Source organism: Janthinobacterium sp. GW456P (assembly GCF_002127655.1).
In the GTDB taxonomy this organism is placed as follows: domain Bacteria; phylum Pseudomonadota; class Gammaproteobacteria; order Burkholderiales; family Burkholderiaceae_D; genus Janthinobacterium.
This window is the reverse complement of sequence record NZ_NEHB01000017.1, coordinates 37,458-49,436: the sequence shown is the minus strand read 5'-3', so window position 1 is coordinate 49,436 and position 11,979 is coordinate 37,458. Positions and strand designations below refer to the sequence as shown.

The following is an 11,979-nucleotide window of genomic DNA, read 5'->3' as shown; positions in this document are numbered from 1 at the left end:
CTCACCCCAAACGTATCGTGGAGCTGCGTTTATCTTCCAATGGCAGCAAAAAACCGGTCATTTTTTTATCTGCAAAATTTTCAGAATACGAATTTTTTTTCCGGCGGTTATCTTTCATTAATTTCACCCAGTTCCCGTAAGCATCCACAATCTCCCCCTTCGTCCCTCCCCCGCCATCCACCAGCCCGCCGCTCAGCATGCGCCACACCCGCTTGCGCAAATCGCGGGCCACGCGGGAATCGACGGTGGCGATATTGATTTCGCTGTCGACGGCCATGCTGCGCTGGTTCAGGTTGGCGCTGCCCAAGGTCATGAATACGTCGTCGACCAGCATCAATTTGGAATGGATGTAGATTTCACGGTAGCGCCAGCGGTCCTTGTCAAACGCGCTGACATTGAGCATGGCCACCGATACCTTCAGCCCGAATTCGCTTTCAAGCGTCATCGCCCCGGGTTTGTTGATGCCGTTGGAATGCTGCACCACGTCGGGCAACTTGACTTCCACCTCGGCGGAAATGCCGAATCCTGTCCTGACACGCTGGGTTTTCGGCCGCTTGTTGTAGTCGTCGATCATGGTGTTTTGCCCCGTCATGCCAGCGTGCTGGCCCAGCGCCGCCAGCGTGTCGTGGGTGCGCGGCACCATCTGCGCGCGCTCCGGCACGGGAATGACAATGAATACGTGCATGACCGGCATATCTTCAAGACTCTTGCCCGCTTTGACACTGCCGGCCTTCCAGGCGGCAACCACCTTCTTGCGCGCGGCAAGCAAATGCTGTGCCCATTCCTCATACTGGAAATACTGGTTTTCCACATACAGGTAGCCGGCCGCCAGGCTGGCTTGGGTCACGGCGCGAAAATAGATTTCCTTGATCGTCTTGTCCTGCTCCTCGGGTTGCGTCAGGACGATCTGCACGGTGGAGTCGCTTGGTTCGGCCTTATCCAACAGCCGCGCCGGTGGGCTGCCACATGGCAACTCCCGGCTAACACAGTCGGTGGAAGCCGAACGCGTGCGGTCGTCGATCGCGCGATCCCATGCCTTCACGAAATTATTGTAAAGCGCGATGAGCGCACGGCCGCCGTCGATGCGGCAGGCATAATCCTGGTACGGCTTCAAGGTGGCAAAGCCGCCGTCCGCGGCCATTCCCTGCAAACACTCGCGCCGCTCGTTGACGCCACCCTGTTCGCGGCGCGTATCGTCGAGCAGATGGGCCGTCGTATCCCAATAATCGGTCACCGAGTTCAAGCCCATCACGTAACCGACGGCCTTGGCTCCCTCTTCGTGATCGAAATCGATCAGGACCGGCTTCTGGTGGTGCGTGCCCAGGTATTGCATGCCGGGCTTTTCGATTTCTCCCATCGTCAAGCCGTGCGGCTGGCTTATTTCGGTCGCGATACTCTTGCCGATCGCGGTGCTGTCGCCGTGCCGCAAGCGGATCTCCAGGCCCTCCAACAAGCCATGGAACGCGGCTGCATACCAGCTGTGGCAGTATTCTTGACGCGCCATCATGGGAATATTCTCGGGCCGGAGGTACTCGCCCCAATAACCGTTGCCTAAAATATGTTTCTTTTTTTTAACCGCATCGTGCAACATCGCCAGGCTGGCTTTTGCGCTGATGTCATCAAAGCGTTGTCCATCGGCTTTCCATGATGATGCGTCATGCGAATAGCCTGGCATACTGCGCACCATCGGCGAACCGAGCCGGTCATACCAGATCAGCAGGCGCACCCTGACGTGACGCCGTGCGGCGGCGATCAGCAAGTCACCAAACGTGTTGCCGCGCGGCCAGGTGGCGCTGTTGCCGCGCACCAGTTCCATGCCCGGGTCGAAACCCCAGCAGCACAGGTCGATCGAATGTTTAGCCTTGGCGATCTCGCCGGCGATGTCGGCGAACCCTTCCTGTCCGCAAATGAACAGCGTCAGCTTGTTGTTGTGCGTAATCGGGTGGCTGGCATTGCCTTTCAGATTGCGGTTTTCCAGCAGCCACTGGAGCGAACTGGTGGCAGTGCGGCTGACTTCGTCGATGTGGGTGGTTTCGGTGCGCTTGGTCGTATCGGGCATGGTCTCTCCAGTCAGTACACGGTCATCGCCACGAACGGCCGTCGCCGGTAGCGTCGAGCGCACGCAGGCCGCGGTTCGACAGGCGCTGTTCGCCGTCCGGCGCCGCGCTGGCGTCGAAGCTCGCGCTGGCCTGCAAGTCAAACTCCTCGCCATTGCCAAGGACGACACGGTAGCGCGGCGTGCCGTCCTGGTGCGCGATCAGGATGCGGCCAAATTCATCAGTCAAGCCCTGCTCGACTTCGGATTCCCCCTGATACAGCGTGTACGGCACGTTCGCGTAGTGACCGCCGTCCGCATGCGCCTGGATGGTATGCTGCAATTGCCCCGCGACCGGTGCGATGGGCGGTTCCACCTCCGCTTGCGGCCGGTTCTTCGGCGCCAGCGTTTCGAGGTTGCCATGAAACAGCGTCGGCGAGGACGTGAAAAACTGCACCTTGTCGCTAATTTCAAGCATGCAATCGGCGCCGTGCAGGCGCACGCCTTTGCGGCCGCGAATATGCACCCAGTCGGCCTGGCTGATCAATTCCAGTACCTTGTTGGCGACGATCTCGACCGTATCGGTTTGCGCCGCGATCTGCACCGGGCCGGCCGCAGCGATCAGTTTCATGCCAGCCTTGTGAACGAACAGGCGGAACGCCGCGCCGAGGCTGGCGAACAGGCCGCCGCCGGCCGCCATCGACAGATTGCGCCCGGCAGTCAAGCCGGTATCGTCGGCGCTGGCGATGTGCGTCGATTGAGCGCTCGTCGTGGCGATGCCGGCCGCACTGGCGAGCACCAGATGCGGCCTGGACAATTCGGGAAACGCGTTTGCGCCACTACCGGCAACGCCCTTGATGCCGGCATGCTGGGCTTTCAGCCCATCGGCGGCGGCGCCTTGCTGGGCGGCGCTTTCTTGCGCGCCATACTGCTGCGCCAGCGCGGCAAACGCCTTGTGCCGCTCAGCGGCCTCGGCCAGCCGCTGCACGGTTTCATCCATGCTCTTGATATGCGCGGCGGCGCCAGGGCGCGCTTCGGTGGTCAGCAGCATGCCGCGGCCGGCGCGCGCTACGCCCCAGGCGTCCGACGCCAGTTCCCAGCCCTCGCCGCGCGCATCCTTGCGCCCGCTGGCGTCCTCGATGCGGTTGATGCAGCCGAGCGATAACTGGCTATGCTGATGGTCGCTTTTCAGTTGCGCCTGGATGCGCTGGTGCGTGTCATCGAGCACCAGCTGGTTGCCGCGCACGCCGTGGCCGCCGCCAGGCATCAGCTCGGCGCTGCGCCAGCCGCCCAGCATGCATTGCCCCGGCAAATTCCACGGTGGCGCATGGTTGCCGTTGTACACCGCGCCGACAATGACGGGATGGTCGATATTGCCGTCGAGAAACTGGATCAGCACTTCCTGGCCGATGCGCGGCAACGCGACTTGGCCGAACGCCTGGCCCGCCCATGGCGTCATGACCCGGATCCATGGCGAACTGCCGGCGTCGAACTTGCCCAGCCGGTCCCAGTGGAATTGCACCTTCACCCGGCCCAGCCCGTCGGTATGGATGGTTTCGCCTGCCGGCCCGGTCACAATCGCCGTCTGCACGCCGGGCGGCGCACACGGCGCACTGTTGAAGCGCCGCCCCGGATACCAGCGGATGCTCTTGCGGATGCAGCTGAAGCGGTTTTCATAGTGCGACTTGGCGCCCGTTCCTGCCTGAAAATTGTTGCTGGCGACATGGTCGACCGACAGGATCAGGTATTCGCGCGCGCCGACGTCCGGGCGCGCCGCTTCACCTCGGGCCGGCATCGCTTGCTGGCCGCTGAAATGGCCGCCCAGCGTGAAACTGCGCCCGGCCTGGGCGCAGCGGTGATTGCCGCCAGCTTCGAAATATTGCGCCTTGCAGTTGCTTTCCTCCAGGCGGCGTTGCGCCAGCGCTTCGCCCTCGCCCATGCCGGCATAGCCGTAGCCGGTGTTTTGATATAGTTCATGGGCAAATACATCGCCCTGCTCGTTGAGCGCATAGCCGCTGGCGCGGCTGGCATAGGGATGCTTGTAGTTGAAGCTGGCCAGCGTGAGCGAGCCTGAAGCGATCTTGCGCACTGCCTGCCAATCGCTGATGCCATCGCACTCCAGCGAACCGGCGCCGCTGCGAAACGCCATCTCGTCGGCTTCGCTGGCATGACCGTCGCATGCATCGATGCTGTCGCTCAGCCAGGTATTGTCGCCCAAACACAGGGTATGACCGTCGGCACGGTGTTCATACCAATAATGGAGTCCCTGGTCTTCCCAACGCCGGTGCAGATGGTTGTAATCGGTTTCATTGTGCTGGTTGGCGCAGCTTAATATGGCTCTTTCCTCATGCAGCCGGTTTTGCCAGTCGCGCTGCAAATAATGCTCGAAGGTCGTTTCGCTGATCTCGATGACCGTGCGTTCGTGGAACGAGACGCTGTCCATGCGCAGCCTGGAAAACGCCAGCCAGGGTTGCAACACCATCTGGTAGAACGCGAAACCGCCATCGCTGCGCAACATGCGGAATTCGCCGACATAACCATTAAAATGGCGCAAGCTGCCGTCATCGCGCACCATGGAAATCGTGACCATGCGGCCCATCATCGCTGTCAGGGGAACGTGGAGATTGTCGGACAGCAATTCGACGTCGAAACGGAAGTCGCGCGACATTTCCTCGTGCGCGCGCAAGCTGTTGACCAGCAGCGCGGTATCGGGCGGGCCGTCCTCGTGCGGAAAATCCATGCGCAGCAAGCGGCTCTCCTGCACTTGACCGCCTGCTGCGAAAAGGCGCGCCAGATCGGCTGCCAGCCTGCCATCATCCATATTGCCCCTCGGACATGACTCCATCGCTCATGCTAACCATGGCGAGCGCGGGCGTATTGATGGAACTCAAGCTAGTTGCCCAGACGCAAAAAAGCCGCATCGGCCCTGCGGCGGATGCGGCTTTGTTCCAGCGCTTGCTAAAACTGATTACTTCGCGGCTTTGACTGCTTTCGGATACTTGATGGTCATTTCCTGCAGCAAGTTGTCCGCGTGGTCCACTTCCTTCATCACCCACAGCATGTAGCGGATGTCGAGGTGGATGGCGCGCGTGATGGCCGTGTCGAAGTACCAGTCCTTGGTGATCGATTCATAGGTCGAATCGAAGTTCAGACCGATCAGTTCGCCACGCTTGTTCATCACGGCCGAGCCGGAGTTGCCGCCCGTGGTGTCGGCGCTGGTCAGGAAGTTGACGGGCACCGTGCCCAGCACAGGATCGCGGAACTGGCCGTAGCGTTTTTGCTTGACGGCGTCGATCAAGCCTTGCGGCGCTTCGAACGGGGCCTTGCCCGTGACCTTTTCGACGATGCCTTCCACGGTCGTGAACGGACCCTTGGTGAGGCCGTCGCGCGGCGAGTACGGCGAGACCGTGCCGTAGGTCACGCGCAGGGTCGAGTTGGCGTCAGGATAGACCGGCTTGCCTTGCGACTTCTTCCAGGCAATCACGGCTTGCATGTATTGCGGAATCACGCGTTCCAGGTTGCCGTCAATTTCCTTGCGGCGCTCTTCCAGCGCCAGTTCCACCGGATGCAGCTTGACGGCCAGCTGCATGAAGGCGTCGTCAGACTGAACCACGGCGGCCTGGTCCTTTTCCAGCCAGGCCAGGCGCTTGGCCGTGTCGGCCAGTTGCGTCCGCTGGTACAGGGCCGCCACGGCGTTTGGCGCCGGCAGCAGCGCGTCCAGGCCTTGCGGATGGCTCTTCGCCGCCAGCTGCGCGTAGCGCTTCAGGCCCGCTTCAAAACGCGCCTGGTCGACCTTGTTGACATACGACTGTTCCAAACGGGCCAGACGGGCCTTGATGAAGGCCAGATCGCGCTGCTGGAAGCCCGATTCGCGCTCGGCATCGGCTTTCTGGCGCTCCAGCGACAAACGGTAGATGGTACGCGCGCTTTTCAGCATATCGCTGTTGGTGGCCACGCTCCAGGCGAACTCCTCTTCGCTCAAGGCCATGTCGCTGGCGATCGCCGCGTCCAGTTCCGCCAGCAGAGTCGGCGAGACGTTCGGCTGCTTCGCGTACCAGGCACGGAACTCGGCATCCTGCACGTCCTTGATGGCGGCGATGTCCTTGCGGGCGAAACCGTCAAGCAAACCCTGGGTTTTCTTCAGCACGTTATTGATGCTTTTCACCACGCTGGCATAACGCACGGCGGAGGCGGCATCGCCCTGCGTCGCCTCGGCCATCACGGCCAGGTCCGCTTGCAGTTCCGACACTTTCAGGGGGAAGGCCGTATCGCGCGCGAAGCGGATTTCCGCCGGCAGCTTGTAGCGGCTGGTGCGGCCGGGATAGCCCGCCAGCAAGATGCCGTCACCGGCCTTCAAGCCTTCGGCCGAGACCACCAGGAAATCCTTCGACTGGTACGGCACGTTGTCGGGCGACGGGTCGGCCGGACGGCCATCCTTGCCCACGTAGGCGCGCAGGAACGAGTAGTCGCCCGTATGGCGCGGCCATTCGTAGTTGTCGGTGTCGCCGCCGAAGTTGCCGATCTTGTCCGATGGCGCATACACCAGGCGCACGTCGCGTATCATCATCTGGCGGATGCGGTAGTACTCGAGGCCGCGGTGGAAGGCGGGCACGGAGCAGCGGTACATCTTGTCCGTTTCGCATTCGGCGATCAGGTCCTTGACGCGCTTTTCCACGGCTTCGTGGCGCGCGCGGCCACTCATGTCGGCCGTCAAGCCTTTCAGCACGCGGTCGCTGACGTTCTCCACCTTGTCCGTCACATACACGAGGCTGTTCGGACCACCCGGCAGCTCTGCGGCGCGCGTCTTGGCCAGGAAGCCGTTGGTGATGTAATTGTGTTCCGGCGTGGAATTGCGCTGCACGGCGCCATAGGCGCAATGGTGGTTCGTCACCACCAGGCCCGCGTCGGAGACGAAGGCGGCCGAGCAACCGCCCAGCGACACGATAGCGCTCATCGGGTGCTTGCTCAGGTCGGCCAGCTTTTCCGCGGGAATTTCAATGCCGACCCGTTTCAGCTCGGCTTTCAGCTGTGGCAGCTGGTGTGGTTGCCACTGCCCTTCGTCGGCGTGTGCGCCGGCGAACGCGCCCATCAAGGCGACTGGTAATACGATTGTCTTGAACAAAATTTGCTCCTCCATAAAAAGCAGGCGAAAGTATAGCCTGTCCTGCCTGCCTGGCCGGCAAAAATTATCCCATTGCAATTTTCTGTCTCAGGCGGCTGGCCGTTCCGCGCCTTGCAGGGGAATCTGCAGGGCCAGCCGGCAACCCGCGCCCGATGCCGGCACGCCCACCTCGAAGTGGCCGCCCAGCGCCGTCACCCGCTCGGCGATGCCGATCAGGCCAAAGCACTGTTTCTTGCGCTGCTGCTGCGGCGTGATGCCGATGCCATTGTCGCTGATGGCCAGGTACACGGCGCAGGCATCCGAACTGAGCTCGATCTCGACCTGGCTGGCCTGGGCATGGCGCATGACGTTGCTGAGCGCTTCCTGCACGATGCGGAACAGCACGATCTCGGCCGGGCTGCCGATGGCGGCAAACAGCGCCTCGTCGCGTATCAGCAGGCGGCAGGCGACGCCGCTGCGCTTGCGGAAGTCGCTCACCTGCCATTCGATGGCGGCCTGCAAGCCCAGGTCCAGCGCCATCGGGCGCAGTTCGTTCATGATGCCGCGCACGCTCTTGATGGTCGTGTCAACATTGCTGAGCACGGCGCCAACCCGGCGGTGCAGGCGCGGATGGGAACCTTCCGTGCGGGCGCTGAGCATGGAAATATCGATGCGCAGCGCCAGCAGGTTTTGCCCCAGTTCATCGTGGATATCGCGCGAGATCCGTTTGCGCTCGTCTTCCTTGGCCGTTTCCAGGTGCAGGGCCAGCTGGCGCAACTGCGCATGCGACTGGCGCAACGCACCATCCATCAGCTTGCGTTCGGTAATGTCCGTGTGCGCCACCACCACGCGCAGCGGCCCTTCGCCGAGAAAACGGCTGACCCTGGCCTGCGACCAGCGGGGTCCCGAGCGCGTGGCAAATTCATATTCGAGCGCGTACGCATCGGCCGTGCCGGCGATGACGGCGCGGATGCCGGCGGCCAGCTCGCGCCCGGCGCTGCGCTGCCAGCGCGCATCCGTCTCGCAAAATTCCAGGTACTGCAGCGGCGGCGACGTTTTCCCGACGAAGGCCAGGCACGCCTGGTTGGCATGCACGACGCTGCCCGCCTGGTCCAGCACCAGCACCCGGTCCGTCAGCGAATCGATGGTGGCGTGAAAGAAGCGCTCGGCATCGCGCAACGCTTCCTGCGCCCGCTCGCGCTGGTGCACTTCCAGCTGCAGATGCTGGTTGGCGCGCAGCAATTCGGCCGTGCGGTCGACCACCCTCTGGTCCAGTTCGCGGTGCAGTTCACGCAAGTCCGCCTCGGCCAGCTTGCGCTCGGTGATATCGGAAAACACGCCGACAAAGTGGCTGATGGCGCCGTCCGGGCTGCGCATGGGCGTGATCGACAGCGATTCGACGAAGCGCTCGCCATTCTTGCGCCGGTTCACCAGTTCGCCGTACCAGCTGCCATCCTCGTGCAGGCTGCGCCACATGGTTTCATAAAAATGCGGCAAATGCGTGCCACCGCCAAGGAAGGACGGATCGCGCCCGATCGCCTCTTCCGCCTGGTAACCGGTGATGGTGGTGAAGGCCGGGTTGACGGAAATGATGCGGTTCGCGCTATCGGTGACCAGCACGCCTTCGCGGATGGAGTCGAGGATGACGAAGGCGCGCCGCAACACCGATTCACGTTCGAGCTCGTCGCCCAGGTCCGTCACCAGCATGCGCGCCTTGTCGCTGGCGGCGTCAAAATTGGCCTCGATGCGCACCATGCCGCCCACCTCGCCCTGGAACAGCTGCGCCTCGAGCACCTGGCGCGCGCCGCTGCTAAAGACGGTATCGAGGAAGCGGCGGAAGCCGCCTTGCGCCTGCGGCGCGATGAACTGCTCGAAGCGCCGCCCCAGCAACTGGTTCTTGTCGCGCCGCAGCAAGCCGCAGGCCGCCACGTTGGCGCGCGTGATGACGCCTTCGCGCGCCAGCGAGAAATAGCTGACGGGCGCCTGCTCGTACAGCTGCGCATATCGGTCGCGGCTGCTTTCAAATGCATTCTTCAGCTGCTCCAGCTCGGCCAGGGCCGCGTTCTGCATTTCCAGCTCGATCTGGCTCACCTGCAACTCATGCAGCTGGCGCATCACGTCTTCATTCGACTGCGGCACGGGCTGGCGCTGCTGCGCCGCCAATTGCTCGGCTTGCTCTCGCAATCTGGCCGGCACGTTCCCCTCGTCGAATGGTTCGCTCATGGGACGCTCTCCCCCGTCGTGCCGCCAGCCACGGCGCCGGACTGCATCTGGCGCAGCTGGGCTTCCAGCAGCTTCGATTCCGTGATGTTGATGAACGTCACGACGACGCCGTCGATCACGTTTTCAATGGTGCGGTACGGCATGATGCGCACGTTGTACCAGCGCCCATTCTTGGTCTCCACCTGGCGCTCGCAAAATACCAGGCTGCGGATGACTTCCAGCGCATCGACTTCCAGATTTGGGTAGTCGAGGTCATTGACGATATCGCTGAGCGGACGGCGCAAATCCGTCTGGATCAGCTTATAGATTTGCGTGGCCGGCGCCGTGAAGCGGCGGATGCGCAGGTCGCTGTCGAGGAAGATGGTGGCGATATCGGTGCTGTTGAGCAGATTCTTCATGTCGCTGTTCACCAGCGACAAATCATCGACCTTCGATTGCAGTTCGGCATTGACCGTGTACAACTCCTCGTTGAGCGACTGCATCTCTTCCTTCGAGGTGGTCAGTTCCTCGTTCGTCGATTGCAATTCCTCATTGGTCGACTGCAATTCCTCGTTCGCCGACTTCAGCTCTTCGCGCGAGGTCTGCATCTCGTCGCGCACGGCCTGGATTTCATTGCGCGCCTGGGCCAGTTGCTGCTCCAGCTCCAGCACCTTGGGATTGGGCGAACGGCCGCGCCGCGCCTCGGCCACCAAAGGCACGCTGGAAAACGTGACGAAGACCATGCCGCGCAAGGATTCGGGCTGGCTCAGCGCCTCCGCGCTCATGTCCACGCCCAGCGACTGGCCCGCATGGTCCTTGACGACCAGGCCCTTCAGCCGCACGACGCTCTCGCTTTGCAGGGCCTGCTTGATCAGGCCGGCCAGTTCATAGCGCAAGCCATCGCGCGCCATGGCGTGGATATTCCAGTTGGCCTTGCCGGCCGCCGGCTCCAGGAAGGCGCCCGTGCGGCCATTGATATACAGGATGTCGCCGTCCTGGTTCAGCAGCGCGGCGGCCGGCGAATATTTCTGGAGCAATAATTGCTCGACATGCGATTGTATCTTTCCAGTCATGCTGACTTCTCTCGTGTCGCTAGGTGTAGGGGGGGATGCCAACGATACCTTGGTGGGAAAGTAGGTCGGCAGGCGCTGGCGCGCCAGGTTGTCGAGGCGGCGATACAGCCGCGTCGACGTGGTCAGGGGGGCAAACAGGTCGGAAAAATGCCCGGGCGTATCGGCGCTGCCCAGCAACAGCACGCCATCGCGGTTCAGCGCGTAGTGGAACAGGGGAATCAGGCGCTGCTGCAGCTTGGCATTCAGGTAAATCAGCAAATTGCGGCAGCACAGGATGTCGAGCTTGGTAAATGGCGGGTCCGAAATGATATTTTGCTGGGCAAAGATGATCGTGTTGCGGATCTCTTTTTTCACATGGTATTCGCTCTTGTCGCGCAGGAAGAAACGCTGCAGGCGCTCGGCCGAGACGTCGCTGCTGATACTGTGCGGAAAGCGTCCCTGGCGCGCGCGGTCGATGGCGTCGGCCGACAGGTCGGTGGCGAAGATCTGCAGGCTGTATTTGGATGGCGGATTGATGCTGGCGACGACTTCATGGAACACCATGGCCAGCGAATACGCCTCCTCGCCTGTGGAACAGGCCGGTATCCAGGCCTTGAAGGCGCGCCCGTCGGGATGGGCGGCCAGCATCTGCGGAATCACCACCATCTTCACGTATTCCCACACCTTCTGGTCGCGGAAGAAACTCGTCACGCCGATCAGCAATTCCTTGAACAGCAAGTCGATTTCGCCGGGGTTGGCGCGCAAATAGGGCACGTACTGCTCCATCGACGTCATCTGGTACAAGCTCATGCGCCGTTCGATGCGGCGCAGCACCGTATTGATCTTGTAATCCGTAAAACTGTTGCCCGTATGTTCAGTCAGCAGGGCAACGATTTCCTGTAGGGAATTGCGCCCGTTCGGTTCCCTGCCAGGCAGGCTGAGAAAGCTGCTGCGGAACAAATAGCTGATGATCTTGTCCGGCATCTTGTCGGGAAAATCGACGAGGTCCACAACTTCGGCGGAAATCGCGCTTTGCGGCATCATGTCGAATTTGGCCGTATCGGGATGCTGCGCCAGCGTCAGGCCGCCCGCCTGCTTGATCGCCTGCAAGCCGCGCGTGCCATCGCTGCCCATGCCGGAAAATACCACGCCCACGGCCAGTTCGCCCAGCTCGCTGGCCAGGCTCTCGAAAAAGGTATTGATGGGCAAGCGGTGGCCGCGCAGCTGCAGCGGCTCGCTGAGCACGAAACGCCCCTTCGACAGGGTCAGGTCGGCGTTCGACGGTATCACATAGATGTGGTTCGGACGCAATTCCGCCTGGTGCGTGATTTCCGTGACGGGAATGCTGGTGGCGCGCTGCAGCAATTCCGGCAGCATGGCCTTTTGCGTCGGATCAAGATGCTGGATGACCACGTAGGCGATGCCGCTTTCCTGCGGCACATTGGCGAGGAAGGCGACGATAGGATCGAGTCCGCCGGCGGAAGCGCCGATGGCCACCACGGGAAAGACGATGGCGGCCACCTCGGGAACTGCTGTATTGCTGTGTTTGCTGCGTGTCATCGTCTGCAAGAAAGCAGCCACGGCAAGGA

The 11,979-nt window shown here is 62.1% G+C and carries 5 protein-coding genes; all 5 read right to left on the bottom strand.

The genetic code is table 11. From position 1 onward, the window contains the following. Position 1 precedes the first annotated feature (1 nt). Entirely contained in the window at positions 2 to 2,059 is a 2,058-nt protein-coding gene (locus CBW66_RS17020) for a phosphatidylserine/phosphatidylglycerophosphate/cardiolipin synthase family protein (RefSeq protein ID WP_086139274.1), read from the bottom strand. Positions 2,060 to 2,081: 22 nt separating this feature from the next. Further along, complete coding sequence (locus tag CBW66_RS17015) at positions 2,082 to 4,775, bottom strand: type VI secretion system Vgr family protein (protein ID WP_230491967.1); 2,694 nt, start codon at positions 4,773 to 4,775, stop codon at positions 2,082 to 2,084. 228 nt (positions 4,776 to 5,003) lie between these two features. Continuing rightward, positions 5,004 to 7,157, bottom strand: coding sequence for a S46 family peptidase (locus CBW66_RS17010; protein ID WP_367301875.1), 2,154 nt, complete (start codon positions 7,155 to 7,157; stop codon positions 5,004 to 5,006). An 87-nt stretch (positions 7,158 to 7,244) separates the two neighbouring features. After that, the gene (locus CBW66_RS17005) at positions 7,245 to 9,359 is read right to left on the bottom strand and encodes a PAS domain S-box protein (protein WP_230491968.1); all 2,115 of its coding nucleotides are present in this window, start codon (positions 9,357 to 9,359) and stop codon (positions 7,245 to 7,247) included. Next, positions 9,356 to 11,950: a chemotaxis protein CheB gene (locus tag CBW66_RS17000; protein ID WP_086139332.1), complete on the bottom strand. Its 2,595-nt coding sequence runs from the start codon at positions 11,948 to 11,950 to the stop codon at positions 9,356 to 9,358. The genes CBW66_RS17005 and CBW66_RS17000 overlap by 4 nt, the downstream gene beginning before the upstream one ends. Positions 11,951 to 11,979 lie beyond the last annotated feature (29 nt).